We start from the raw sequence: 24,543 nt of genomic DNA, 5'->3' as shown, positions 1-24,543 counted from the left end.
GTTTTTTGCTTTTTTATCCAGTATTTGAATAGCCCTGGAGCCCCATCATGGTTCCGGCATATGAATCTTATAAGATGTGTAGGAGGATAATGACTTGAATAAATTCTTACCACTGTTAGCTTCGTTCTTCCTTTTAGCTGGATGCGGAGCAGGCGGAACTAATGAAAAAGAAGAAGCATCTAAAAATGAAGAATTAAAAAAGGTATCGGTCGTGCTCGATTGGACACCGAATACAAACCATACAGGATTGTATGTAGCCAAGGAAAAAGGTTATTTTAAAGAACAAGGTCTTGATGTGGAAATTATCATGCCAGGTGAAGCGGGAGCTGATAAGCTTGTCGCTTCAGGGAAATCTGAATTTGGCGTGAGCTACCAGGAGGGCATAACGCAGGCCCGCGTGCAGGGCGTGCCGATTGTTTCGGTAGCTGCCGTCATCCAGCATAATACCTCGGGATTCGCTTCCCCTGAGGCAAAGGACATTACGACTCCCAAGGATTTTGAAGGGAAGACTTATGGTGGCTGGGGATCTCCGGTTGAAAAGGCCATTATTGATTCACTCATGAAAAAGGAAAATGCGGATGTAAATGAAGTGGACATAGTCAATACAGGAGACATGGATTTTTTCACTTCGGTTAAAAGGGATATAGATTTTGCCTGGATTTATTATGGTTGGACAGGCATAGAGGCTGAGTTGCGAAATGAAAAGCTTAATATGGTGTACTTAACCGAATACTCTGATAAGCTTGATTACTATACGCCTGTTTTGACTACAAATGAAAAGATGATAAAAGAAGATCCCGAGACTGTTAAAGCATTCGTTCATGCAGCTTCGAAAGGGTACCAGTTTGCGATTAAGAATCCTGATGATGCAGCAGATATGTTAATTGAGTCTGCACCGGATCTTGATCCAGAACTAGTGAAGAAAAGCCAGGAGTGGCTTGCAGCCAAGTATCAGGATGATGCTCCGCGATGGGGTGAACAAAAGCTTGAAATTTGGAAGAATTACAGTGAGTGGATGACTGAAAATAAGCTTCTTGAAGGTGATTTCGATCCTGAAAAGGCATTTACCAATGAATTTTTACCAAAATAGGAGGAAATGCAATGGCCAATTCATTAGTTAGTATACAAATTATTCCTAAAGGGGAAAATGTCATCCCTATGGTCGATGAAGCAATCAAGATCATTGAAGAATCAGGTGTCAAGTATGAGGTTCACCCGCTTGAAACGACAATGGAGGGGGAGCTTTCCGAACTTTTTGCCGTGATAGAAAAAATGAATGTAAGAATGATTGAAATAGGATCGCCGAATGTCATTTCCCAAGTGAAAATATTATATCAGCCAAGCGGGATTACGATGGATACGTTAACGGAGAAATATCGGGCATGATCGGAAGGGGAATTTGGAAGAAGGGGGCTCCCTTCTTTCTTTTATTATTGTTGCTGATTGTATGGGAGTCAGTGACAGTCTTATTGAAAGTTGAAGAATGGCTGCTTCCCGCTCCATCGGCCATTTTCATTGAAGGAATTGAGTCGTCCCGCAATCTTTACGGACACCTTACATCCACAACCGAGCTTGCGTTGTCGGGATTTTTTATTGGAAGCTGCATCGGCTTATTGATCGCGGCAATCCTACACCTATTTCCAGGTGTGAAGGACGCGGTTTATCCTCTGCTCATACTATCACAAAATATACCTATCATTGTTTTGGCGCCGCTTTTGGTGATCTGGTTTGGCTTTGGCATGCTGCCTAAGTTAATCGTGATTTCACTTGTATGTTTTTTTCCGGTTGCGGTCGCATCATTGGACGGTTTTCGCCAGACACCATACGAGCTTAAGCATTATTTCAAGATGATGGGAGCGGGGAAAAACCAGTTATTTTGGAAGCTGGAACTTCCTCACTCGATCCCGTTCATTTTCTCCGGCCTGAAAATTTCGGCTACCTATAGTGTAATGGGTGCTGTTATTTCGGAATGGCTTGGGGCAAAATCGGGGATTGGTGTTTATATGACTCTCGCTTCTTCAGCGTTCAGGACAGATCGGGTGTTTGTAGCCATTTTCATCATTATGGGAATGAGCCTGATCTTTTTTGGAATCATCACTTTCCTGGAGAAATACTTGGTTTCTTGGAAGAGAAAGGAGGGTGAAAAGGATGAAGCTGGAAATTAAAGACGTCTCCTATTCTTTCGATGGTAAGCAGAATATATTGGAGAATATGAATTTCCATGTGAATGATGGGGAATTTGTTACGATCCTTGGGCCATCGGGAAGCGGTAAAAGTACATTGTTCCACTTGATCGGCGGGATTTTGAAGCCTGATCATGGCATCATTTCATTGGATGGAAAAAAGATAAATGGCTTAAAGGGACATATCAGCTATATGCCTCAGCAGCCTTCCCTTTTACCTTGGAGAACGGTATTGGAAAATGTTTTGCTTGGAAGTGAACTTGCTGGGACCAGAGATAAAGAAAAGGCAAAAACCCTTTTGATGAAAGCTGGTTTAGAAGAATACGATAAAGCATATCCGCATGAATTATCTGGAGGCATGAAGCAAAGGGCCGCATTCATTCGGAGTATCTTAAGTCCACAGGACTTGATGTGCCTGGACGAACCCTTTTCTGCCTTGGATGAACTGACAAGATTGCAAATGCAACAATGGCTGTTGTCGGTTTGGGAAGAAAATCGGAGGTCGGTGCTTTTTGTCACTCACAGCATAGATGAAGCGGTTTTCCTATCAGATAGAATTTATGTGTTATCAGCAAAACCGGCTGCTGTCATCAAAGAAGTGAAAGTTCCATTTTCAAGGCCAAGAAGAGAAGAACAGCTTCTTAGTGATGAATTTATTCATTTGAAGAGAGAATTATATGCAGCACTCAAGCCAACTTTCACTACTTAAGTAAGGAGGCGCTACCATTTGAGAATCATCGACAGCCATATCCATTTGGATAAGTATGATATTGATAAGCGGAAGCAGATCCTGAAAGACATGGAAAAGGTTCAGTTGGAATCCTTGCTGACTGTTTCCATGAATTTGGCTTCTTCGATTAACAATTATCAGCTTTCACTTAAAGATTCACGAATTAAGCCTGCCTTTGGTTTTCATCCAGAGCAGCCCCTCCCGAGTGATGAAGAAGTGAATGAATTATTGAGCTGGATGCGGGAACATCGTCACAATATGGTTGCGATAGGCGAGGTTGGGCTGCCCTATTACTTAAGGTAGGAAAATCCCAATATTGATAACTCAGCATATATAGTGATACTGGAGAGGTTCCTGACCTTAGCTAAAGAGATTGAAAAGCCGGTTATCCTTCATGCCGTCCATGACGATGCACCTATCGTTTGCGACCTTTTGGATAAGCATCAAATCACAAGGGCACACTTTCATTGGTTTAAAGGCGATATCCGGACAGTTGAAAGAATGGCAGAAAAGGGCTACCGCATTTCGATTACACCTGATGTTTGTTATGAGAGGGAAATACAGGAATTAGTTTCGGCCTATCCACTTAAGCTGATGATGATAGAAACGGATGGACCATGGCCGTTTGAAGGGGTTTTCAATGGGGAATGGACCCATCCCGGCATGATGCATGAAAGTGTGCGTCAAATTGCTTCGATTAAAGGATTGCCGATTGAGGATGTCTATGAAGCCCTTTATCAAAATACGAAAGATTTTTATCATATATAAAGGTACCGGTTATCATATCCGGTACCTTTTTTCGTTTAGAGAAAGGTCCTTTTAACCTTTTCCCAAAAGGAATTGTCTTTTAGCTTAACGGTCTTGATGACCTTACCGCTTAACCGGACCTTTACCTTTTCGACATGATTGATGCTTAACGCTTCATTGTCCATTCCGACGATCGGATAGCTTGGTCCGTTTTGTTCAAGGTGGACGGTCAACGTCTTAGCACCGCTTAAGATGAATGAGGAGCCTAAGGTCCGATAGGTATTATTATTGACGGAAGCAAGCTCGCTCACTTGGAAGCAAGGGAGAAGGGGGTCGACAACGGCCCCATTGACCGATTTATTATAGGCGGTGCTTCCGGTCGGAGTCGCAATGATGATCCCGTCCCCGCGAAAAGTTTCAAAATGGAGTTGATCAATGAAAATATCCATGATGAACGTTTTGGTGATCGAAGAGCGGATACTGAGTTCATTAAGGGCGTAGAAGGAGGGCTGATCGTCCAATTGGATAGAGATGGTTGGATATTTACGCACCTCGATTTGCTCCCTTGTCATGGCATCAATCATTTTATCACTGTCTTCCAAGTGGAAATCGCAATACATATTCAAGTTACCTGTCGTTGAAATGCCCGCATATAAACAGTCATCCCTGAACCCGGTTTTACGGGCTGCCTGCAGGAATGTGCCGTCATCACCGATGCTTACGATGATGTTCGCTTTTGTGAAATCCTGGATGACTTCATACGAATGTTGCTTCGCCAAGTCTGATAAGTATTCAACCTTGCTAAGCATCTCTTCATTCGGTGCATGGAAAAAATAAATATTCCTTCGAGTGTTCATCATGTTTCCCCCTAGTATGTATGGTGATGAAAGGGCTTTCTTTAACCTGTTTACGATACATGCAATTTGTGCAAAATGGACCAATGCATTTCCAATTTGAGGATTCTTTGCTACAATTTTATATGTCTTAGTTTATCATGGAATGAAACATTTTTGGTATTAGTTCGTATGGTAAGAAGGATACATATATTTAAGGGGGAAAACAGATGAATGGAAAGCGTTGGGCTGCACTTGGAATCGCAGCCGTTTTATTTTTTGTTTCTATTGCTGTAGGGGCGGCCACTACTCTTTTTACAGCGGATACGGAAAATATCATTGAAGAATTATTTGCTTCCGAAAGTGCATTTTACGAGGAAGTCATAGAAGGCGATGATTACACTAATGTTATTGCCGTATTTGATGTAGAGGGCACGATTCAAGATACAGGTGAAGCCTCATTACTTAGTTCAACAACATATAATCACCGTGCCTTCATGGATAAGCTGAAGATGGCGGAGGAAAATGACGATATCAAAGGAATCATCCTTCGGGTGAATTCTCCAGGCGGCGGTGTCGTCGAAAGTGCAGAGATTCATGAAAAGATCCTTGATATCAAGAAAGTGAAAAAACCTGTTTATGTATCAATGGGGTCTATGGCTGCTTCAGGCGGATATTATATTTCTGCACCAGCCGATAAGATTTATGCCAGCCCAGAAACGATGACGGGTTCACTTGGAGTCATCATGCAGGGGTATAATTACGAGAAATTGGCCAAGAAGTATGGTGTTGAGTTCCAAACCATCAAAAGCGGACCACACAAAGATATTATGAGTCCAACCCGGGAAATGACTGGTGAAGAACGTGAAATACTCCAAGACATGATCGATAATTCTTATGATCAATTTGTAAAAATCATTGCAGACGGCCGCGGTATGACTGAGAAGGAAGTAAGGGAAATTGCCGATGGACGCATTTATGATGGACGCCAGGCTAAAGAAAACCATCTTATCGATGATTTCGGCCATTTGGATGATGTAATTGCCGCTATGAAAACTGATATCGGTAAAAAGGATGCTCAAGTTATCCGTTATACAGATGAGGCAGGTTTCGGTTCATTATTCAGTATGGGTGCGCAAAAAATGTTGGGAAATGATGTGGAAACGGCAGTCTTGACAAAAATCCTTTCCTCTTCAAATTCTCCACGCTTAATGTATTTGTATGCGGAATAGGGGGGCTGAAGGATGACGGAACGAAATGAAAACAATGAACAAATCGCTTCATCCAATCTAATGGCAGATCAAGAGGTTCCCGTTCAGCAGGAATTTACACCAGCCAAAAAGGCCGTGGATGATGACGAAGTCAAGAAAGTGCATTTTGCAGGTTTTTGGATGAGGTTTTGGGCCTATTTAGCGGATCTATTGGTTATCGGAAGCTTGAACCGGATCTTGATTCATCCCATCTTTAAATTTTATGAAGGGACAGATGACCTTTGGTTCTCCGCAGAGGGGTTCTTAACGGGGGTCGTATTCTTCCTATACTTTGTTTTGATGACCAAATTCTGGAACCAAACCCTAGGCAAGATGATTTTCGGGCTGAAAGTCGTTGCCTTGAAGGAAGAGAAAAAAACCATTTCATGGGGTACGATATTGTTCAGGGAGCTGATAGGCCGCTATATTTCAAAGGTCACTTGGATTGGCTATCTCTTGGCAGGCCTATTACCGAAGAAACAGGCTTTGCATGATGTCTTTGCTGACACGGGCGTTGTGTTGATCAGAAGATGATTTTTTCCATTCATAAATCTGTAAGAGCGTGATTTTCGCTTTTGCAGGTTTATTTTTTTTGCATATGCCGATAATGATAGGCTGAAGGGGTGTGGGTGCATGAAGTGGCTTTTGTTGATTATGGGTATCCTCATTTTGGTGCTGCTTATTGTTGTTTTCACTAAAGTAAAAGTGTCCATCGACTACAAACGTGTCCAAAAGAATGACCTAATACATATTAAATTATCAGCTTGGTACGGGCTTTTTCACTATACATTCAAGGTTCCGGTCATGAAAATGGAAGATGACTCAGCAACCGTAGTTGTAAAGGAAGAGCAAGAAATGAACGGAAAAACAAAAAAGGAAGAAAAGAAAAAAATCACAGCCGAAGATTTGCGTGACGGATTCGCAGACATTCTGGAGATGCTTCAGCATATAATCGGATTCCATAAGATCGTCCGTCAATTCGCTGGGAAAGTCAAAGTCAAAAAATTCACCTGGCATAGTAAGGTCGGTACTAAAAATGCTGCACACACCGGTGTTTTAACTGGTGCATGCTGGGCACTTAAAGGTTCAATCATCGGTTTGCTGACAACCTATTTCAACTTTCGGATCATGCCCTCCTATTCCATTACACCCGACTTTCAGAGATGGCAGGCAAACACGTCATTTTCCTGCATATTACAATTCAGAATCGGGCAGGCTATGGTGACTGGAATAAAACTGCTTCGTTATTGGAAAGGCGGAAAGCCGCATTTCAAGTCGAGGAAATTAGCGAAGCTATCAGATGATTCCAATAAACAATCGTTCTAGAGTGGAGGGAATTTAAATGTCAGATCATCCGATCCAAGGTTTAATGAAAGAAGCTATGGAAAATCTTAAAGAAATGGTCGATGTGAACACGATCATTGGGGATCCGGTAGAAACTCCGGATGGAAGTGTCATTTTAACTGTATCCAAAGTGGGTTTTGGTTTTGCAGCCGGTGGCAGCGAATTTGTGATGGATGGAAACCATCAAGGACAGCAAGGTGGTTCCAAGCAGCCTTTTGGCGGCGGTAGCGGCGGTGGGGTTTCCATAACGCCAATTGCCTTTTTGATTGTCGGTTCCCATGGAGTGAAAATGATTCATCTCGATGAAGGGACGCATCTTCTCGAAAAAATGATGGATTTAGCTCCTCAAGTCGTCGATAAGATTCAGTCCATGCTATCCAAGAAAGACAATAATCAAAAGCAAGGCAATAATCAAAACCAAAAAAATAATCAATACCAAGGCGGCAGTCAACCAGCTGTGAACAGATACCAAGAACCTAAACAGGATATAGACTTCTAATTGCGACTCGGCATCCGCCGAGTTTTTCTTTTTGCTGCATTCTTCCACTACACAAAAAAGCTCGGATGCAGAACTTGTGCAAGCACCATTCACATTTCCTGATTCAATTAATTGCAAAATTCCGGCAAAACAAATATTATTATGCTTGTACATATAGCAGAAAAGGGAGGAATTATTAATGGCTTCAGTTACATTTAAAAACAACCCGATCACTTTAGTGGGACAAGAACTAAAAGTTGGGGACAAAGCACCTGATTTTACAGTATTGGCTAATGACTTATCACCGGTTACTTTAAGCGACTCCAAAGGTTCTGTCCGCATTATCAGCGTTGTTCCATCCGTGGATACAGGCGTATGTGATGCACAGACACGTAAATTCAATGAAGAAGCGGCAAAATTGGATAATGTGAAAGTACTGACGATCAGTAACGACCTTCCTTTCGCGCAAAAACGCTGGTGTGCTGCCAGCGGCTTGGACAATGTTCAAGTTCTTTCCGATCACCGTGACCTTTCATTCGGTGAAGCATATGGTGTCGTCATGCAAGAACTTCGTCTATTGGCTCGCTCTGTATTCGTTGTGAACAGCTCTGATGAAATCACATATGTAGAATATGTGAGTGAAGGTACCAACCATCCAAATTACGAAGGTGCAATCGAAGCGGCGAAAGCGGCAAAATAAGATGCGAATTTAAGAAACCGGGCACAATGTGCCCGGTTTTTTGTTATAATGTTGATTTTCTTGTTGATAAACACCTTGTCGTTGAAGTGGACAGGTCCTTTTTAGGATTTAATGTTCATTGGAGTTGTGTCGATCGATACATTTCATTTCTATTGAAGGGTATCATTTTTTATATCTGGATTCAGTTAAGGCTCGAAAGTCGGACCATTTTGTGGTAAAACAACCTTGCCAGACCATTCCTGACCATTAGGTGTTCCAACTCTTATGTCAATTTCATTAGGCCACGACGGCATTTGTCTTGGTCCTCCTGGGAAAAACCCCGCTTGTTGCCCTGCTCGATAACCTTCTCGATACCCTTGTCGATACCCTTGTCGAAATCCTTGTCGAAAACCTTGTTGAAACCCCTGCTGTTGCCTGTTAAATTCATCTGCTGACTGAATATCATGTTGCTGATTTATCGGATTAACCTGCCCATGATAGTTTTGATATTGATTATCCATATATAATCACCACCTCATGCATGGTATTCTGTTTGGGCCTTCATTGAGCCTATCCAAGTAATAAAAAATTACAGGGCAACAAAACAACCCGTTTTAGACAAAAGAGTTTCCATCTAATTTCAAAACAAAGTTGAATGGAATGTAAGGTAGGAGACTCCTGCTGGGAAAAGCGTGTCCAGGGGAGACCCCGCAGGCGCAAGCCGAGGGCAGACCGCCCGCGGAAAGCGAGTGCCTGAAGTGGAAATCAATGTCCAAATTTTACACCTTGTATTTAATTTACCTTTTACTAACTCATGGTTGAAATTTTGAAAAGGGAGTGTGTGCGAGAGAGTATAGGCGGAATTTCAAAACGGAAAACGGTACGTTAAACAAACGAAGAATGATGAGCAGGACGTACGGCTTGTATCTATTTCTTCTTACCTTTAAAATAGGGACAGAAGCAAACAGGAGGAATTAATAAGTGAAGTCTACCCCAGTTGAACAATTATTTTATGAATTTGATGAAACAGCTCAAATATTGCAAAGTGAACTATCATGTACGTATCTGGACGCCTTGGGCGAAACGGGCGAGAATTTCTTCCAAGGGAAAGTCCTGCAGGATGAAATCAGTGAAGTATCGAAGAAAAGGTTAGCGAAGCATTATGCAGATTTTTCACCAGAGAAATATGAGAAGGAGGCAATCCGTAAAGCGTATCAGCTTGCCATTTTAAAAGGCATGCAGCAAAGCGTTCAGCCGAATCATCATATGACTCCTGATGCAGTCGGCATGTTCGTCAGCTATTTAGTCGGTAAATTCACCAAGGACCAAAAAGAGATAGTCATGCTCGATCCAGCCATTGGGACGGGGAACTTACTATTTGCGATCATGAATCAACTTACTGATAAAAACATCGCTTCATATGGTGTCGAGATTGATGAAACCTTGATCAGGCTTGCTTATGCTGGTGCCAACCTGCAAGAACATCCACTGGAATTTTTCAATCAGGACAGCTTGGAGCCACTTTTCATCGATCCTTCAGATGTTGTGGTCAGTGATTTGCCGATTGGTTATTACCCGAATGATGTGCGTGCAGCTGAATATGAATTGAAGGCCGACAAGGGACATTCGTATGCACATCATTTGTTTATTGAACAAGGTGTTAAACACGCGAAGGATGGCGGACACCTATTCTTCATTGTCCCGAATAACCTGTTCGTCTCGGAAGAAGCTCCGAAACTCAATGATTTCCTGAAGAAGCATACACATATCCAAGGGATGGTGCAACTGCCGCTTTCCATGTTCAAGAATGAATCGGCTGCCAAAAGCATCCTGATTCTTCAAAAGAAAAAAGAGGGTATCGAAGCTCCGAAGAAGGCATTGCTTGTACAACTTCCGAAGTTGTCGGATTTCGAAGCGACAAGGTCTGTCATGCAACAGATGGATGATTGGTTTAAAGAGGAAAAATAATCAATGAAAGCTGATGCCGCAGGCATTGGCTTTCATTTTTTTTGGAAAAGTGATGATTGGCAATTTTTCATTATTATTTGGTTGTAATCGCATGCCATGATAAGATTGTACAATACACTGCACGTCTTCATTGAGATGCATATGGAAGAACTAACTTAGAGTAAAGGAGCAGGATCGATGTCAAAAGTCATGGCTATTAATGCGGGCAGCTCTTCATTGAAGTTTCAGCTTTTTGAGATGCCTAGTGAAAAAGTAATTACAAAAGGTATTGTAGAAAGAATCGGCTTGAAAAATTCCGCATTCACTTTAAGCGTCGAAGGCGAAAATGTTTCTGAAACGGTGGATATACCCAATCATGAAGTGGCTGTAGGGCTTTTATTGAAAAAGCTCATTGACCATCGTATCATTGACTCCTTTGAAGAGATAGATGGCGTAGGGCATCGGGTGGTGCATGGCGGTGAGGTATTCAGTGAATCGGTTTTGATCACGGAGGATGTAATAGAGGAAATCGAAAAGCTTTCCGAGTTGGCGCCCCTTCATAATCCAGCCAATATCACCGGGATCCAAGCCTTCAGGCGAATACTTGATGATGTGCCAGCGGTTGCGGTATTCGATACGGCCTTCCATCAAACGATGGCAGCAGGTTCCTATTTATACAGCTTACCTCTTGAATATTATGAAAAGTACGGAATAAGGAAGTATGGGTTTCATGGTACTTCACATAAATATGTATCGCAGCGTGCTGCCGAAATGATTGGCCGCCCAATTGAACAGCTTCGATTGATATCCTGCCATTTAGGGAATGGTGCAAGCATTACGGCCATAAAGGGAGGCCAATCAATTGATACATCAATGGGGTTTACTCCCTTGGCCGGTGTTACCATGGGAACGCGTTCAGGGAACATCGACCCTGCACTGATTCCTTATATCATGGAGAAGACGGGAAAAACAGCAGATGAAGTGCTGGATGTCCTGAATAAGAAAAGCGGCATGCTAGCCCTTTCCGGATTTTCCAGCGACCTGCGCGATATTCAAGTTGAAGCGGATAAAGGAAATGAGCGGGCTGAACTTGCACTTAAAGTATTTGCAGACCGGATTCACAAGTACATAGGCTCCTATTCAGCTAAAATGGGAGGTGTGGACGGCATCATTTTTACAGCGGGCATCGGTGAAAACAGCCAAAAGATTAGAGGGCGTATCTTGGAGGGACTTGAATTCATGGGGGTATATTGGGATAAGGATCTCAATCATACCAAGGGCAAGGAAGCGTTCATCAATACACCTTATTCCCCTGTCAAAGTCATGGTCATCCCAACCAATGAAGAAATCATGATTGTCAGGGATACTGTGAAAATAGCTTTGAAAGAAACCTGGAAAGCATGACTTCCTGTTTTTTTTATAATGATCTCCTTATCTCTCTGGTAAGGGGGTCTTTCCAGTGAATGCAGTCTATCAAATTTCTCGCCTTCTCATGGATTTTTTGTACTGGCAATCCATACCCTTGAACGCCGGATCGCCATCATCTATTCTCAGAAATGCTTCCTTCTATGGTATACTTAAGGGAGAATCCACCAATTCTGTACATAGGAGGCTTGATGCATGGAATTCACGAACCGGGAAATGAAAGTTTGGAATGAAATTAGTGAATGGCAGGAAAAACTCTATCAATATGAGCCAACGGACCTTGCTGCATATTATGATAAATGGTTGGAGCAGGGGTTTGCCCTGCTTCCGGAAAACGTCCAACAACAGTTTTTTGAAAAGCTTGATACTTGGCTTTTTCATTTGCATGCCATGGTTCAGAGCTCACAAGTTCAAATAGATGCAAGAGAGCGGATTTTAGCATCTGCGCGCGTGTTTAATGAAGAAATCGAAACGTTGAGTGATTTGAATCACTTATCGATCGATCAGTTGAATTACATAGCCAATCAGCATATCGCTAAGCATCGTTTATATTCTTTTGCACAAGGAGGGATGAGCGGATCAGGAGGCCTGCTTCTGCTGGGGAGCGATATTCCGGCCATGACCGTCATCAATGTCAGGATCGTACAGCTGATTGCGATGTCTTATGGTGTCGAGGTGAATACACCGTTTGAAATGATGCTGGCCCTTAAGGTATTCAATGCAGGAGCGATGCCAAAGAGGCTCCAAGGAATAGCCTGGGAAGAATTGATCCGGGAGGTCCAGACCGCAGAAGATGACTATTTTTATTTAGGAATCGAAGAATTGACAAACCCTACATGGATGGAACAGCCGCTCAAGCAGCTGTTGAAAGCATTATCCATTGCCGTTTTCCGCAAAAAACTGGTTCGGGGCATACCGTTCATCAGCATGGCCATCGGGGCTGGATCCAATTATCAAATGACCAGGAATGTCAGTGAATTTGCACAGAAGTTCTATCAATATCGTTATTTACTGGAGAAGAAGGCTGATGGAGAATGAGTGTCAAGAATCATAAAAAAGCCGTCACGGAGGCAGTTCGCTGCATGGTGATAACCGTCAGCGATACGCGTGATGAAGAAACGGATAAAAGCGGGGCACTGATGAAGGAATTATTGAAATCGAGTGGTCATGAAGTGACGGAATATGTAATCGTTAAAGATGAGCAAAAGGCGATTCAGGATGCGGTCACTTCTGGCAGCCAAAGCGGTATGGTTGATGTCATATTAACAAATGGGGGCACTGGCATCGCCAAAAGGGATGTAACGATCGAGGCGGTCAAAGAATTGATGACCAAGGAAATACCCGGTTTTGGTGAGATTTTCCGTATGCTCAGCTATCAAGAGGATATCGGGGCAGCTGCCATTCTCTCCAGGGCGATTGCCGGAGTCGTGAACAACAAAGCGGTTTTTTCCACCCCGGGTTCATCAGGGGCGGTTCGGCTTGCGATGAATAAATTGATTCTTCCGGAATTGGGACATGTCGTCGGTGAACTCCGCAAGGATTTATAAGAGGGATGCAAAAAAAAGCCACAGTTTTAAACTGGGGCTTTTTTTGCATGGAATAGGCCTTAATTATGCATCTTTTCCGTCACGGCTTGATTGGCACGATACCAAAGCCATAAATCATTGATGATGGAAGCAAGTTCCGCAATTTCGGAATTGAGCTGGCATGATTTGGCGAAATTACTCTCATCGGAGAGCCGAAACTGCTTTCGGTTAATCGTGGATTCCAGTTCCTTGATGCGGTCCGGGATGCTTCCCCGGATATTCTCCCAATGTACGAGTATTTGCTGCTGCTCGCCTTTTGTATATTCATCCCACTCCAGATTCAAATCGGGAATGGAGATGCCGAGCCTTTCATCATAGATAAATAGTTCTCTCATATGCCCTCCGCTTTTCGATTTATCATACTCCTAGTTTACTATATTCTCGCGGAAGCATCCAATGTGTAAATTCCCTGAAAATATTAGCGGATTATTTAGCGAAATCTTTAAAATACCCCTTGTATTCCATTAATAAAGATGATAAAGTACTAATCATAGATTGAATAAAAATAACAAACGATGAATTTTTATTCACACGAAAGGACGATGGAAATGGAAAATCAAAAAGTTGTTTTAGCATATTCCGGAGGTTTGGATACTTCCGTTGCAATTAAATGGTTACAAGATCAAGGGTACGAAGTTGTGGCATGCTGCTTGGATGTCGGAGAAGGAAAAGATTTGGACTTCATTAAGGAAAAAGCGATCACTGTCGGTGCGGTAAGTTCCTATGTCATTGATGCGAAGGACGAATTCGCTGATGAATTCGCATTGACGGCTCTTCAGGCACATACTTTGTATGAAGGGAAATATCCATTGGTATCTGCTTTATCACGTCCGCTGATTGCGAAGAAATTAGTGGAAGTGGCTGAAGCGGAAAACGCGGTAGCCGTTGCACACGGTTGTACGGGAAAAGGAAATGACCAAGTGCGTTTCGAAGTATCCATCTCCGCATTGAACCCTAATTTGCAAGTCCTTGCACCTGTTCGTGACTGGAAATGGTCTCGTGAAGAGGAGATTGAATATGCAGCGAAAAATGGCATTCCCGTTCCGATTGGCATGGCGAGCCCGTTCTCGATTGACCAAAACCTTTGGGGAAGAAGTAACGAATGCGGAATCCTGGAAGATCCTTGGGCAGCTCCGCCGGAAGAGGCCTATGATTTGACTACAAGCCTTGAATGTACGCCAGATACTGCCGATATCATTGAAATTGGTTTTGAACAAGGTGTGCCGGTTACATTGAATGATAAAAACTATAAATTGGCTGACCTGATCGTCGAGTTGAATCAAATTGCCGGCAAACACGGAGTTGGACGTATCGATCACGTTGAAAATAGATTAGTAGGAATCAAATCACGTGAAGTCTATGAAGCTCCTGGTGCGATGACATTGATAGCTGCACACAAAGAACTTGAAGATATCACGCTTGTTAAAGAACTGGCTCACTTCAAACCGGTGATCGAGAAGAAAATGACTGAATTGATTTATGAGGGACTTTGGTTCTCTCCGCTTCAAAAAGCTTTGGCTGCATTCCTGAAAGAAACACAAGTAAATGTAACGGGTACGGTCCGTGTGAAACTATTCAAAGGTCATGCGATTGTTGAAGGAAGAAAATCCGAGTACTCCCTATATGACGAAAAATTGGCTACCTATACAAAAGCGGACGAATTCGATCATGATGCAGCAGTTGGATTCATTAAGCTATGGGGACTTCCAACGAAAGTGAACAGCATGGTCAATAGCAAGAAGGTGACAGTGTGAGCAGCAAGCTTTGGGGAGGAAGATTTACGAAATCTGCCGAAGAATGGGTAGATGAGTTCGGAGCTTCCATTTCCTTTGACCAGGAACTTGTCCTTGAAGATATTCAAGGCAGTTTAGCTCATGTAACCATGTTAAAGCAATGCAGTATTTTACCTGAAGAAGATGCGGATCAGATCATTGCGGGTCTGAAAAGTTTACAGGAAAAAGCTGAGAAGGGTGAATTGACTTTTAAGGTTGAGATGGAAGATATCCACCTCAACCTGGAAAGTATGTTAATAAGCGAAATCGGTCCAGTTGGCGGAAAGCTTCATACAGGAAGAAGCCGTAATGACCAAGTTGCAACCGACCTTCATCTGTATATGCGGAACCAAACGAAAGTGATTCTGGAACTCATCAATGATTTGCAAATAGCGATTTTGGGACAATCCAAGAAAAATGTGGAAACATTGATTCCAGGTTATACACATTTACAGCGTGCACAGCCCATTTCGTTTGCCCACCATTTAATGGCCTATTTTTGGATGCTTGAGCGTGACAAGCAGCGCTTCACCGAGAGTTTCAAAAGAATCAACATTTCTCCATTGGGTGCTGGGGCATTAGCTGGGACGACTTTCCCGATTGACCGTGACCTCAGTGCGGAGCTATTGGGGTTTGATGGAATATACGAAAACAGCCTTGATGCGGTAAGTGATCGTGATTTTGCCATTGAATTCATGAGCAACAGCGCGACAATGATGATGCATTTATCCCGTTTCAGCGAAGAAATCATTCTCTGGTCAAGCCAGGAATTCCAATTCATTGAATTGGATGATGCGTTTTCCACTGGAAGCAGCATCATGCCGCAAAAGAAAAACCCTGATATGGCGGAATTGATCCGTGGTAAAACAGGACGGGTTTATGGGAACCTAACGGGGTTATTGACTGTTTTGAAAGGACTGCCGCTTGCTTATAACAAAGATATGCAAGAAGATAAAGAAGGCGTTTTTGATACGGTTAAGACCATTGTTGGTTCACTTAAAATATTTGCCGGCATGATTTCAACGATGAAAGTGAAAACGGACGTAATGGAAAAAGCAACAAAAAATGACTTCTCGAATGCGACGGAATTAGCTGATTACCTGGCTTCAAAGGGAATGCCTTTCCGTGAGGCGCACGAAGTGGTCGGGAAGCTTGTATTGTTCTGTGTCCAGAATGGCTGCTATTTAGTCGACCTGAGCATTGAACAATTCCAGGAAGCTTCCGAGTTGTTTGATCAGGATATTTATGATGCATTAAATCCTTATGAGGCAGTTAAACGCCGTAACAGTGCGGGCGGTACAGGTTTTGCCCAAGTCCTGTTGGCGATTGAAAAAGCGGAAAAACTGGTAAGTGAATAACAGGAAAAAGCTCGTTCACCAATTTGGCGAACGAGCTTTTTATCATTTTCTCTTATTGATTCGTACGCACGACCATTACATCACAGTTTGAATGGCGAACGATGCCTTCCGACACGCTGCCGATAAGGAAACGTTCGACTGCATTAAGGCCTGTTGCACCGCAGACAATTAAATCGATCGAATGCTTTTTCGCTAAATCCCTTGGAATTTGAACTTTAGGAGAACCATAGGCAACTTCTGTTTGGACCTTTGTAATCCCGGAGGCAATGGCTTCCGTTTTATACTTGTCCAAGAGCTCATTGGCAAATGTTTCAGAGTGATCACGGATAGTCATATCATAAGCTTCGACAGTAGGGAAATTCCTTGTATCCACGATGTGTGTGAGCACAAGGGTAGCGTCACTGAGTTTTGCTAGGTAGATGGCCTTTTTTAAGGCCCACTCTGCTTCTTCCGAGCCGTCCACTGCTACAAGAATATTTTTATAATCTATACTATTCAAGTGAATCTCCTCCTTCTATTTCATTCCTATTATACAATGATTTACCTTATGGATCTGATTTCAATTGTAACAAATTAGCGAATGTTTATGCCAATAATCTGGAAATCGCAAATGAAACCATATGATTCCAACCTTATTATGATGTAATGAATCATGCAGTAACGAAAATCTCTCCTTTTTACCTTATTTGTTTATTTATGGTAACCTCTAATGTGAGAGGGGAGTTTTTTTCTTTGAGTGTTTCAAAAATAGTAAACTATGCATTATATTTATACGTGCTTTTGTATGCTTTGATCTATTACATTTTTATTTCTTACATCAATTTTATACATGCTCCGATCAGTTTTATGAGATAGCAGCACTGCTGCTTCCATTTATTCTATTACTATTTTTTCAATGGATTTGATGGAAATATATCAATAAGCATAATAAAAGGAAACTCAAGATTAGATTTATAGTCATATCAAGCCTTGGCTTTGCCCTTCTGGTTTTTTGTGTGGTTCTGTTAGGGGTAAATGAATCTGATCAAGGTTCACCACTGAAAGATGGTTAAATGATGATAAAGGAAGAGTCTACCTGGTAGATGACTTAACCAATGAACATGAATTGATAGGCATGACAAAAGATGAAGTGTTCACGCTTTTAGGGTTTCCAACAGAAACGGAATATTTTAAAGAGGAAGATAATGTTGTTTATTATCTCGGTGACGAGAGGGGAATCATAAGAATAGACAGTGAATGGCTGGTCATTTGGTTTGACGGCAGTGATAAAGCAATGAAGTATGAACTGCGGACCGATTAGTTGATATGTTGAAAAAATACCCCCGTCTTAAATGAAGGCGGGGGTATTCGGATTTCGTTATATTAAATGGTTCATGCATTATCACTTTATGATTTGCAGGCTCTTCGGGAATTTGGTCAAAACCTCACAGCCGGCATCGGTGATCAATAGATCATCTTCAATCCTGACACCTGCAACATTTGGAACATATATGCCAGGTTCGATGGTATAAACCATTCCGGATTGAAGTTCGAGGGAATTCGTTTCAGTCAAGGATGGATACTCATGGACACTGATCCCAAGTCCGTGGCCGAGCCTGTGCGGGAAGAATTCACCGTATCCTTTATCCCTGATGATGTTTCTGGCTGTCAAGTCTATCTCGGAACAGGATACACCAGGTTTACTGGCTGCAACGGCAGCTTCTTGTGCTCTACGTACAGTTTCATATATTTCTGCCTGTTTATCATTGATATCTCCGTAAGCAACTGTTCTAGTAATGTCAGAGCAGTACCCTTCATGAACGACGCCAAGGTCAAAGAGTACAAGGTCGCCGCGCTGAACCTTCGTATTCCCAGGTGTGCCATGCGGGGAAGCGCCATTTTTACCAGTCAGGACCATGGTGGAGAAAGACATTTGGCTCACTCCGGCCTTTTTCAATTCGTATTCAATCGCTGCAAGGATTTCCATTTCCGTTTTACCTTCATGAATTTCGCTGACACCCACTTCAATCGCAAAGTCGGCAAGGCGGCATGCTTCACGGATTTTGACCATTTCATCTTCCGATTTGATCATTCGCATCTTTTGAAGTTTTTCTTCTGCGGAAACAAGCTTCGGTGCTCCGAAGTGTTGTTGGACCTTTTCATAACGTTCCACATTCATATGCTCTTTTTCAATGGCCATTGTATGAATGGTTAAACCGCGATCCTTGACTGCTTGCTTAACTTTTTCCCAAGGATTTTCAATGTCGGTGTAACCGATGATATCTCCATCCCATCCAGCCTGTTTAGCATCCGGAACTTCCATCTGCGGGCAGACAAGGAAAGGTTCGGCATTTGCAAAAATGGCAAGTGCCAGCAGTCTTTCATGAGGATCACTAAAAAACCCGCTCAAATAGAAGATGCTCTCTGTAGATGTAAGTAAAGCGGCTTCAGCTTCATTCGCCTGTAGCCAAGTTTGTAGTTCTTTCAAACGTTCATTCATGACGGTACCTCCATTAATAAGATATAATTACCTTAGCAATATTTAAAAGTATAGTAAATGGGAAAGGCCTAAGAAAGCTACATAAAAAAATTGTTGGTATGGGAAGGGAGCATCAAAAATGAAAGTATCTTTTCATGGACATGCAGTTGTAAAAGTCGAAACGAATGGTAAAACGATTTTAATCGATCCATTCATTACTGGAAACGAATTGACCGATTTGAAGGTGGAAGATGTGAAACCGGATGTGATCATCTTAACACATGGCCATAATGACCACGTCGGTGATACGGTTGAATTGGCCAAAAGGCATGATGCGCTTGTCATCGGCATTGCAGAGATTGCCGACTACCTGGGTGATCAAGGGGTCAGGACCCACGGGATGAGCATCGGCGGAGCTTTCGAGTTCGACTTTGGAAAAGTGAAACTGACGCCAGCTTTCCATGGAACGGGATTCAATAATGGAGAGGGGCAAATCATTTATTTAGGAATGCCTGCTGGAATATTGCTTACGATAGAAGGGAAAACGATCTATCATGCAGGGGATACAGCGGTATTTTCCGATATGAAACTGATCGGGGAACGACATCCGATTGACTTGGCATTCTTGCCTATCGGCGACAATTACACCATGGGCCCGGAAGATGCAGCACTTGCAGCGAAATTCCTTCAAGCCAAACAAGTCGTGCCGATTCATTACAATACTTTCCCTGTCATCAAACAGGATCCTGAAAAATTCCTCGACTTGCTTGAAGAGGAAAATGGACTGATCATGGAAGCCGGGGATGAAATAGACTTTTAAAAGGAGCGGGAGCCTGCAGGTGCTTCCATCAGACTATAGATAAGTTCGATGATAATGGAGTGTGTCGACAGTTTGGTTTGTAATATTTGACCGTTTCTTTCCACTGCAGGCACTCGCTTTCCGCGGGCGGTCCGGGAGCCTCCTTGGCGCTTATGCGCCTGCGGGGTCTCCCTTGGACTTGCATTCCCGCAGGAGTCTCGCACACCCGCTCCAATCAACTCTGCATTAAAACTAAGAGAGAAACCCAATTGCCCTCAGTTTTGGAAGGTTTGTGAGTTGACTTTTTCTTTCTCCATTAAGACTTAACAATTTATATCCGCCTTTACTAAAGACTTTTTGTTTTTTACTAGAAAAGGAGTACTTTAGGAAAATAAGTCAAGTTCATTATTTTACATATACACTTCCGTATATCTCATTATCGAGATAGCGTCCAGTTTCCAAATCTAATGCATGGGAAAGTCGTGGTTGTTGGTGCGTTTGTCTGCACCGCTGTAGACCAAGTGATGATTGGTGTTTTACAATACTACTGCTTCCTGTTTTCCTTGCAAACTACCCCGTACAGTGAGTTTCTTTTCTAAACTTCATTTTTATTTCTGACACTTTTTTATTATCTGTCTGTTTAGAATCATTTTCCTCTCCATTGACTGCCACTTTAGTACCTGCTTCGAAACATCCATCTATAGTTAGGGCGCTCAAAGCAACTATTATTGAATTGATATGTTTGACAAAAACTAATCCCTCCTTATGTATATCGAGTAAATGCACTCCTCTTTTATGAAAAAAGAATCCATACAAAGTGAATCTATCTGAAAGTAAACTCTCGCTCAGCAGCCAAGTCTTTTTTCCTTTCACAGGCATAAAATGAATAGATGAAAAAAAGGGGGGATTGGATGAAACAGAGGTTATTACTGTGTTTGCTTTTATGCGGTGTGATGCTGTATTATGCCGTGCCGCGTTTGTCGTTGGAAAGTGGCGGTCTGGAGGGCCTGTTTGCTGGATCCTGGCTGTTGTTTGCATTGTTGGCGGTAGCTGGAAACTTGACGGGCATACTATACTCTCCTAAGAAACAAAAGGTAAAACGACAGCCGGAATACAAAAGGTTGCGCCAATACTAGTAGTTGTTTGATAAACTAGGCTCTTTGACCTTATAATGGAGAATAGGAATACCGTGAAAAGGGTGAAGCGCTTGGCTACAAAGCATGAACAAATATTGAAACATATCGATGGGCTCCCTGTCGGCGAAAAGATTTCCGTCCGTCAAATAGCTAAAGCATTGAATGTTAGTGAAGGTACGGCATACCGGGCAATTAAAGAGGCGGAGAACCAGGGCTACGTGAGCTCGATTGAGCGGGTAGGCACGATCCGCATTGAGAAAAAGAAAAAAGAGAATATTGAAAAGCTCACTTTTGCAGAGGTAGTCAATATTGTTGACGGACAAGTTCTTGGAGGGAAAACGGGACTTCATAAGACATTAAATAAATTCGTCATCGGGGCGATGAAGCTGGATGCCATGATGAGATATACAGGGGCAGGAAACCTGCTGATCGTCGGGAACCGTACACAGGCCCATGAGCACGCGTTAAAAGCGGGTGCAGCGGTGCTGATCACCGGGGGATTCGATACTGAAGAGCCTGTTAAAAGGTTAGCCGATGAATTGGAGATGCCTGTCATCTCAACGAGTTACGATACGTTTACCGTTGCAACGATGATCAATCGGGCGATTTATGACCAATTGATCAAAAAGGAAATCTTGCTGGTGGAGGATATTTTGACACCCGTACAGGAAACGACCTTTTTGACAGTGGGTGACCGGGTTCAGACCTGGCATGAACTGAATCAGGAATCGGGGCATAGCCGTTTCCCTGTTGTCGATGACAATATGAAGGTTCAAGGAATGGTCACATCAAAAGATATCATCGGACAGGAAGAGATGACGCTCATCGATAAGGTGATGACGAAAAACCCGATGACCGTAGGCGATAAAATGAGTGTGGCATCTTCTGCACATATGATGGTTTGGGAAGGGATCGAGTTAATCCCGGTCGTGAATGACAGTCATATCCTAAAGGGTATCGTGAGCAGGCAGGATGTGCTGAAGGCATTGCAAATGAGTCAAAGGCAGCCTCAGGTCGGCGAAACGATCGACGATACGATCACCAGCCAGCTTGTGATGACTTCGAATCGCGGCAAGGGCGAGGAAGTGTATAACTATGGCGTCACCCCGCAGATGACCAATTACCTTGGCACCATTTCAAGCGGTGTGTTCACGACATTGGTCACCGACTCGGCAAATCGTGCACTTAGAAGCTATAAGCGCGGTGACTTGGTCGTGGAAAACATGACGATCTACTTTATCAAGCCAGTCCAGATCGACAGTACGCTTGAAATCCATCCGCGTGTCCTTGATGTAGGACGTAAATTCGGAAAAGTCGATGTCGAGGTGTTTAACCAAGGCAAACTTGTCGGCAAGGCGATGTTGACTTGTCAATTGCTGGACCGATCATGAAAAATAAAAAGGATAATCGAAATTCGATTATCCTTTTTGATTTGCAGCTTCTTCGATTGCATGCGGCAAATAAAATTTATACATTTTATAGCCGCCCCAAATACTGAATAAGCCAACGAAGATGAAAACGGCGGCAATGATATAAGTGATGGTCGTGTGGAATAGAAAAAGCTGATTGATTCCGAATAGTGCGACAAACGCACCGAGGGCAATGGAAGACTTCCCTGAAATCCACTTTTTCTCCATCGGCATTCTGGTTCGGACCGATTTGATTTTATAAAACAGATAGACCCCTAGTGAAAGAACGATCAAGGTGACAAGAATAGGCATCGTTTGAAATTCCCCCAATTTAACATATGTACCTTTTTATTGTAGCGGGAAATGAAAGAGAATGCCACAGTAAACAAGATGAGTCTTCCTATTTCCGCAATTTTTTGATTAAATGAAATATATCATCTTTATAAGGCTCGATAATACATATGTTAAGGGGAGATCAATATGAAAGCTGAAATATTAGCAGATATAAAGCGTTATGATACTATCATTCTCCATCGTCATGTCCGTCCAGATCCGGACGCTTATGGTTCACAGGGGGGATTGGCGGAAATCCTGAAAGCATCTTTCCCCGAAAAGCGAATTTATACGGTCGGGAAAGAGGAACCGTCATTGAATTATTTAAGAAGGCTCGATGTGATTTCGGATGAAACATATCAAGGTGCCTTGGTCATCGTTTGTGATACCGCAAATACGGACCGGATATGTGATGCACGTTACACGACGGGGGATAAACTGATTAAGATCGATCATCATCCTAATGAAGATCCGTATGGGGATATGCGTTGGGTCGATACATCGGCAAGTTCCACAAGTGAAATGATTTACGAGTTTTACCAGTTCGGTAAAGAACAAGGCTTGAAGATGAGTGATGAAGCGGCACGCCTTCTATATGCAGGCATTGTTGGCGATACAGGTCGTTTTCTATTCCAAAGCACAACTGAAAAGACATTTGCCTATGCCAGTGAATTGATTCACTATTCGTTCTCCCGCCCGCAGTTATATCAGGAGATGTATGACGTCGAGGAAAGCATAGTCCGGTTGAATGGATATGTGCTGCAGCATTTTGAAATCCTTCCATATGGAACGGGGAAAATGATCATCACGAAAGATATACTTGAAAAATTCAATGCTTCCACATCTGAGGCATCGCAGCTCGTCTCCTCGCTAGGTTCCATTAAAAATGTTAAGTCATGGGTCTTTTTCATTGAAGAGGATCAAGAAATCAGGGTCCGTTTCCGTTCTAAAGGACCGATTATCAATACGATTGCCCGTAAATATAACGGCGGAGGCCACCCGTTTGCAGCAGGGGCTTCGATCTATTCTTGGGATGAAGTGGATAATATCCTTGCCGACATGGAAGAGTTGAATAAAGCGGAATGATAAAAACTTAAAGACCAAATCACAAATGATTTGGTCTTTTAAATTCGGTGGATACTCACCCATCCTTAAGAAGTAGTCCTTTTTAGTTTGATTTCTATATTCATTTTCGTATAAAACATGATTTCAACGACTTCAAGTCGATAGCGCTTTTTATTGATGGTCATGATCTTGTTTTCTATCGATTTTTTCAACAGCATCTTTCCGTCATAGACACTGGCGACATCTTTGGCGAGAAGAGAGGATAGGTCGTCCTCAATTACATCCTCCGCTTCTGCAATACTCAGCTGATCCAGACTGTATTTTTCATTCGTGATCGTTACTTCCACTTCCTGAATCGTCAGGATTTCCTCGTTTTTCTCGTTCAATTTTTTATAATCCTGCTCCCAAATTGCGATCTTCCCGTTTAAATCCTTAATCTTTTCTCTTTGTTCGTGAAGGGTCAGGATCTGCTTCTCCTGCTGGACACCATGCATATAAAAGAATATCCCCCAGCTGATCAATCCGCCAAGTGCGGCCCCGGCAAAAAAACGCTGCCAGGTAGGAGTCCGGTGATAGGGAGGAATCCTCATGGTGAAATATGCTCCTGCGTGAACCAGTTGATGATCAGTGCTCCTGTCTGTGCCCCTCCAAGTGCAGATAGTATCAATAGGACCTGCTTGACTATATCCTTCGTTTCCCCGTGGAAAATACCGCGTTCAAAATTATAGACCATATCAAAAGTTCCCCCGATCGCAGCGACAATCGCCCAAATACGAAGGCTGTCCGACAGCCGGAATACAGTCGTCATCGGGGCTTGTCCAGTAAAAAAAGCGGCGAGGCCCCCGATTATCGAGCCGCCAAGCAATACGCCAAGCGATATGAAAAAGCTGTTGAGGAAGGCTGGAACAAAGGCTTCATTCATATATCATCATCCTTTTTTGCTTGATATTCTTCTATTCCATTTATATGGGATGTTCAGAGGTATTATGATAGTCGCCGGAAATCAGGAAG

General features: G+C 42.8%; 28 protein-coding genes and 1 pseudogene. 21 read left to right on the top strand and 8 right to left on the bottom strand.

What is annotated here, in order from left to right:
• Nucleotides 1-94: 94 nt before the first annotated feature.
• The 5 genes and pseudogenes from MKX49_RS17810 to MKX49_RS17790 all read left to right on the top strand — a co-directional run bounded on the left by MKX49_RS17810 (nt 95) and on the right by MKX49_RS17790 (nt 3,681).
• Nucleotides 95-1,090, top strand: coding sequence for an ABC transporter substrate-binding protein (locus tag MKX49_RS17810; protein ID WP_323596528.1), 996 nt, complete (start codon nt 95-97; stop codon nt 1,088-1,090).
• 11 nt (nt 1,091-1,101) lie between these two features.
• Nucleotides 1,102-1,386: a thiamine-binding protein gene (locus tag MKX49_RS17805; protein ID WP_323596527.1), complete on the top strand. Its 285-nt coding sequence runs from the start codon at nt 1,102-1,104 to the stop codon at nt 1,384-1,386.
• Nucleotides 1,383-2,165, top strand: coding sequence for an ABC transporter permease (locus tag MKX49_RS17800; protein WP_340877186.1), 783 nt, complete (start codon nt 1,383-1,385; stop codon nt 2,163-2,165). The genes MKX49_RS17805 and MKX49_RS17800 overlap by 4 nt, the downstream gene beginning before the upstream one ends.
• Entirely contained in the window at nt 2,149-2,892 is a 744-nt protein-coding gene (locus MKX49_RS17795) for an ABC transporter ATP-binding protein (protein ID WP_063594398.1), read from the top strand. The genes MKX49_RS17800 and MKX49_RS17795 overlap by 17 nt, the downstream gene beginning before the upstream one ends.
• 18 nt (nt 2,893-2,910) lie before the next feature.
• Nucleotides 2,911-3,681, top strand: a pseudogene (locus tag MKX49_RS17790) (TatD family hydrolase).
• Nucleotides 3,682-3,716: 35 nt separating this feature from the next.
• Here MKX49_RS17790 and MKX49_RS17785 read toward each other — a convergent pair.
• Nucleotides 3,717-4,517 (bottom strand): NAD kinase, encoded by an 801-nt coding sequence (locus tag MKX49_RS17785; protein ID WP_034309184.1) that lies wholly within the window; start codon nt 4,515-4,517, stop codon nt 3,717-3,719.
• A gap of 206 nt (nt 4,518-4,723) precedes the next feature.
• Between MKX49_RS17785 and sppA the strand changes: the two genes are divergently transcribed.
• The 5 genes from sppA to tpx all read left to right on the top strand — a co-directional run bounded on the left by sppA (nt 4,724) and on the right by tpx (nt 8,265).
• Nucleotides 4,724-5,725: a signal peptide peptidase SppA gene (gene sppA, locus MKX49_RS17780; RefSeq protein WP_340877184.1), complete on the top strand. Its 1,002-nt coding sequence runs from the start codon at nt 4,724-4,726 to the stop codon at nt 5,723-5,725.
• A gap of 12 nt (nt 5,726-5,737) precedes the next feature.
• Nucleotides 5,738-6,277, top strand: a complete 540-nt coding sequence (locus MKX49_RS17775; protein WP_072273375.1) for an RDD family protein — start codon at nt 5,738-5,740, stop codon at nt 6,275-6,277.
• A 99-nt stretch (nt 6,278-6,376) separates the two neighbouring features.
• Entirely contained in the window at nt 6,377-7,069 is a 693-nt protein-coding gene (locus MKX49_RS17770) for a DUF2953 domain-containing protein (RefSeq protein WP_323596524.1), read from the top strand.
• 16 nt (nt 7,070-7,085) lie between these two features.
• Nucleotides 7,086-7,586 (top strand): GerW family sporulation protein, encoded by a 501-nt coding sequence (gene ytfJ / locus MKX49_RS17765; protein WP_048677933.1) that lies wholly within the window; start codon nt 7,086-7,088, stop codon nt 7,584-7,586.
• Between the two features lie 178 nt (nt 7,587-7,764).
• Nucleotides 7,765-8,265, top strand: a complete 501-nt coding sequence (tpx, locus tag MKX49_RS17760) for a thiol peroxidase (protein WP_034309176.1) — start codon at nt 7,765-7,767, stop codon at nt 8,263-8,265.
• Between the two features lie 185 nt (nt 8,266-8,450).
• Here the strand turns inward: tpx and MKX49_RS17755 are convergent, their stop codons facing one another.
• Nucleotides 8,451-8,765, bottom strand: coding sequence for a hypothetical protein (locus MKX49_RS17755; protein WP_241634851.1), 315 nt, complete (start codon nt 8,763-8,765; stop codon nt 8,451-8,453).
• 460 nt (nt 8,766-9,225) lie between these two features.
• On the opposite strand from MKX49_RS17755, the gene MKX49_RS17750 reads away from it, so the two are divergent.
• The 4 genes from MKX49_RS17750 to MKX49_RS17735 all read left to right on the top strand — a co-directional run bounded on the left by MKX49_RS17750 (nt 9,226) and on the right by MKX49_RS17735 (nt 13,163).
• Nucleotides 9,226-10,212, top strand: a complete 987-nt coding sequence (locus tag MKX49_RS17750) for a class I SAM-dependent methyltransferase (protein ID WP_034309170.1) — start codon at nt 9,226-9,228, stop codon at nt 10,210-10,212.
• Nucleotides 10,213-10,389: 177 nt separating this feature from the next.
• Entirely contained in the window at nt 10,390-11,595 is a 1,206-nt protein-coding gene (locus MKX49_RS17745) for an acetate kinase (protein WP_340877183.1), read from the top strand.
• Between the two features lie 216 nt (nt 11,596-11,811).
• Nucleotides 11,812-12,654 (top strand): EcsC family protein, encoded by an 843-nt coding sequence (locus MKX49_RS17740; protein ID WP_340877182.1) that lies wholly within the window; start codon nt 11,812-11,814, stop codon nt 12,652-12,654.
• Nucleotides 12,651-13,163 (top strand): MogA/MoaB family molybdenum cofactor biosynthesis protein, encoded by a 513-nt coding sequence (locus MKX49_RS17735; protein WP_323596520.1) that lies wholly within the window; start codon nt 12,651-12,653, stop codon nt 13,161-13,163. Before MKX49_RS17740 ends, MKX49_RS17735 begins: the two co-directional genes overlap by 4 nt.
• A gap of 59 nt (nt 13,164-13,222) precedes the next feature.
• Here MKX49_RS17735 and MKX49_RS17730 read toward each other — a convergent pair whose 3' ends face one another.
• Nucleotides 13,223-13,537: a hypothetical protein gene (locus MKX49_RS17730; RefSeq protein WP_034309161.1), complete on the bottom strand. Its 315-nt coding sequence runs from the start codon at nt 13,535-13,537 to the stop codon at nt 13,223-13,225.
• 213 nt (nt 13,538-13,750) lie between these two features.
• Between MKX49_RS17730 and MKX49_RS17725 the strand changes: the two genes are divergently transcribed.
• A complete protein-coding gene (locus MKX49_RS17725; protein WP_034309158.1) occupies nt 13,751-14,956 on the top strand; it encodes an argininosuccinate synthase in 1,206 nt (401 codons plus the stop codon).
• On the top strand, nt 14,953-16,332 hold the full coding sequence (argH, locus tag MKX49_RS17720; protein ID WP_323596519.1) for an argininosuccinate lyase: 1,380 nt from the start codon (nt 14,953-14,955) through the stop codon (nt 16,330-16,332). The genes MKX49_RS17725 and argH overlap by 4 nt, the downstream gene beginning before the upstream one ends.
• A 52-nt stretch (nt 16,333-16,384) precedes the next feature.
• Here the strand turns inward: argH and MKX49_RS17715 are convergent, their stop codons facing one another.
• A complete protein-coding gene (locus MKX49_RS17715; protein WP_034311454.1) occupies nt 16,385-16,822 on the bottom strand; it encodes a universal stress protein in 438 nt (145 codons plus the stop codon).
• A gap of 624 nt (nt 16,823-17,446) precedes the next feature.
• Here MKX49_RS17715 and MKX49_RS17710 point away from each other — a divergent pair.
• Nucleotides 17,447-17,632 carry a hypothetical protein gene (locus MKX49_RS17710; RefSeq protein ID WP_340877181.1) on the top strand — a complete coding sequence of 62 codons (186 nt, stop codon included), beginning with the start codon at nt 17,447-17,449 and terminating at the stop codon, nt 17,630-17,632.
• Between the two features lie 81 nt (nt 17,633-17,713).
• Here the strand turns inward: MKX49_RS17710 and MKX49_RS17705 are convergent, their stop codons facing one another.
• Nucleotides 17,714-18,811 (bottom strand): M24 family metallopeptidase, encoded by a 1,098-nt coding sequence (locus tag MKX49_RS17705; RefSeq protein WP_048681093.1) that lies wholly within the window; start codon nt 18,809-18,811, stop codon nt 17,714-17,716.
• A gap of 118 nt (nt 18,812-18,929) precedes the next feature.
• On the opposite strand from MKX49_RS17705, the gene MKX49_RS17700 reads away from it, so the two are divergent.
• The 3 genes from MKX49_RS17700 to MKX49_RS17690 all read left to right on the top strand — a co-directional run bounded on the left by MKX49_RS17700 (nt 18,930) and on the right by MKX49_RS17690 (nt 22,116).
• Nucleotides 18,930-19,610 carry a metal-dependent hydrolase gene (locus MKX49_RS17700; RefSeq protein ID WP_048681095.1) on the top strand — a complete coding sequence of 227 codons (681 nt, stop codon included), beginning with the start codon at nt 18,930-18,932 and terminating at the stop codon, nt 19,608-19,610.
• 890 nt (nt 19,611-20,500) lie between these two features.
• Nucleotides 20,501-20,725, top strand: coding sequence for a hypothetical protein (locus tag MKX49_RS17695; RefSeq protein ID WP_034309145.1), 225 nt, complete (start codon nt 20,501-20,503; stop codon nt 20,723-20,725).
• Nucleotides 20,726-20,796: 71 nt separating this feature from the next.
• Nucleotides 20,797-22,116 carry a DRTGG domain-containing protein gene (locus MKX49_RS17690; protein WP_034311452.1) on the top strand — a complete coding sequence of 440 codons (1,320 nt, stop codon included), beginning with the start codon at nt 20,797-20,799 and terminating at the stop codon, nt 22,114-22,116.
• Nucleotides 22,117-22,143: 27 nt separating this feature from the next.
• Here MKX49_RS17690 and MKX49_RS17685 read toward each other — a convergent pair whose 3' ends face one another.
• Nucleotides 22,144-22,446 carry a YtpI family protein gene (locus MKX49_RS17685; protein ID WP_034309143.1) on the bottom strand — a complete coding sequence of 101 codons (303 nt, stop codon included), beginning with the start codon at nt 22,444-22,446 and terminating at the stop codon, nt 22,144-22,146.
• 168 nt (nt 22,447-22,614) lie between these two features.
• Here MKX49_RS17685 and MKX49_RS17680 point away from each other — a divergent pair, with 168 nt between their 5' ends.
• Nucleotides 22,615-23,553, top strand: a complete 939-nt coding sequence (locus MKX49_RS17680) for a DHH family phosphoesterase (protein WP_251539780.1) — start codon at nt 22,615-22,617, stop codon at nt 23,551-23,553.
• A 65-nt stretch (nt 23,554-23,618) separates the two neighbouring features.
• Here the strand turns inward: MKX49_RS17680 and ytrI are convergent, their stop codons facing one another.
• Complete coding sequence (gene ytrI / locus MKX49_RS17675) at nt 23,619-24,122, bottom strand: sporulation membrane protein YtrI (protein ID WP_251539779.1); 504 nt, start codon at nt 24,120-24,122, stop codon at nt 23,619-23,621.
• The gene (locus MKX49_RS17670; protein ID WP_034309135.1) at nt 24,119-24,454 is read right to left on the bottom strand and encodes a YtrH family sporulation protein; all 336 of its coding nucleotides are present in this window, start codon (nt 24,452-24,454) and stop codon (nt 24,119-24,121) included. The genes ytrI and MKX49_RS17670 overlap by 4 nt, the downstream gene beginning before the upstream one ends.
• Nucleotides 24,455-24,543 lie beyond the last annotated feature (89 nt).

It is taken from the genome of Peribacillus sp. FSL M8-0224 (assembly GCF_038003055.1).
In the GTDB taxonomy this organism is placed as follows: Bacteria; Bacillota; Bacilli; order Bacillales; family DSM-1321; genus Peribacillus; species Peribacillus frigoritolerans.
Note: the sequence above shows the minus strand (reverse complement) of the source record. Positions and strands in the feature narration are given on the sequence as shown.

Coding starts and splice junctions, on each gene's coding strand:
- MKX49_RS17805 (WP_323596527.1), top strand. CDS start 1,102: ATGGCCAATTCATTAGTTAGTATACAAATTATTCCTAAAGGGGAAAAT.
- MKX49_RS17800 (WP_340877186.1), top strand. CDS start 1,383: ATGATCGGAAGGGGAATTTGGAAGAAGGGGGCTCCCTTCTTTCTTTTA.
- MKX49_RS17795 (WP_063594398.1), top strand. CDS start 2,149: ATGAAGCTGGAAATTAAAGACGTCTCCTATTCTTTCGATGGTAAGCAG.
- MKX49_RS17785 (WP_034309184.1), bottom strand. CDS start 4,517: ATGAACACTCGAAGGAATATTTATTTTTTCCATGCACCGAATGAAGAG.
- sppA (WP_340877184.1), top strand. CDS start 4,724: ATGAATGGAAAGCGTTGGGCTGCACTTGGAATCGCAGCCGTTTTATTT.
- MKX49_RS17775 (WP_072273375.1), top strand. CDS start 5,738: ATGACGGAACGAAATGAAAACAATGAACAAATCGCTTCATCCAATCTA.
- MKX49_RS17770 (WP_323596524.1), top strand. CDS start 6,377: ATGAAGTGGCTTTTGTTGATTATGGGTATCCTCATTTTGGTGCTGCTT.
- ytfJ (WP_048677933.1), top strand. CDS start 7,086: ATGTCAGATCATCCGATCCAAGGTTTAATGAAAGAAGCTATGGAAAAT.
- tpx (WP_034309176.1), top strand. CDS start 7,765: ATGGCTTCAGTTACATTTAAAAACAACCCGATCACTTTAGTGGGACAA.
- MKX49_RS17755 (WP_241634851.1), bottom strand. CDS start 8,765: ATGGATAATCAATATCAAAACTATCATGGGCAGGTTAATCCGATAAAT.
- MKX49_RS17745 (WP_340877183.1), top strand. CDS start 10,390: ATGTCAAAAGTCATGGCTATTAATGCGGGCAGCTCTTCATTGAAGTTT.
- MKX49_RS17740 (WP_340877182.1), top strand. CDS start 11,812: ATGGAATTCACGAACCGGGAAATGAAAGTTTGGAATGAAATTAGTGAA.
- MKX49_RS17735 (WP_323596520.1), top strand. CDS start 12,651: ATGAGTGTCAAGAATCATAAAAAAGCCGTCACGGAGGCAGTTCGCTGC.
- MKX49_RS17730 (WP_034309161.1), bottom strand. CDS start 13,537: ATGAGAGAACTATTTATCTATGATGAAAGGCTCGGCATCTCCATTCCC.
- MKX49_RS17725 (WP_034309158.1), top strand. CDS start 13,751: ATGGAAAATCAAAAAGTTGTTTTAGCATATTCCGGAGGTTTGGATACT.
- MKX49_RS17710 (WP_340877181.1), top strand. CDS start 17,447: ATGACAAAAGATGAAGTGTTCACGCTTTTAGGGTTTCCAACAGAAACG.
- MKX49_RS17705 (WP_048681093.1), bottom strand. CDS start 18,811: ATGAATGAACGTTTGAAAGAACTACAAACTTGGCTACAGGCGAATGAA.
- MKX49_RS17700 (WP_048681095.1), top strand. CDS start 18,930: ATGAAAGTATCTTTTCATGGACATGCAGTTGTAAAAGTCGAAACGAAT.
- MKX49_RS17695 (WP_034309145.1), top strand. CDS start 20,501: ATGAAACAGAGGTTATTACTGTGTTTGCTTTTATGCGGTGTGATGCTG.
- MKX49_RS17685 (WP_034309143.1), bottom strand. CDS start 22,446: ATGCCTATTCTTGTCACCTTGATCGTTCTTTCACTAGGGGTCTATCTG.
- MKX49_RS17680 (WP_251539780.1), top strand. CDS start 22,615: ATGAAAGCTGAAATATTAGCAGATATAAAGCGTTATGATACTATCATT.
- ytrI (WP_251539779.1), bottom strand. CDS start 24,122: ATGAGGATTCCTCCCTATCACCGGACTCCTACCTGGCAGCGTTTTTTT.
- MKX49_RS17670 (WP_034309135.1), bottom strand. CDS start 24,454: ATGAATGAAGCCTTTGTTCCAGCCTTCCTCAACAGCTTTTTCATATCG.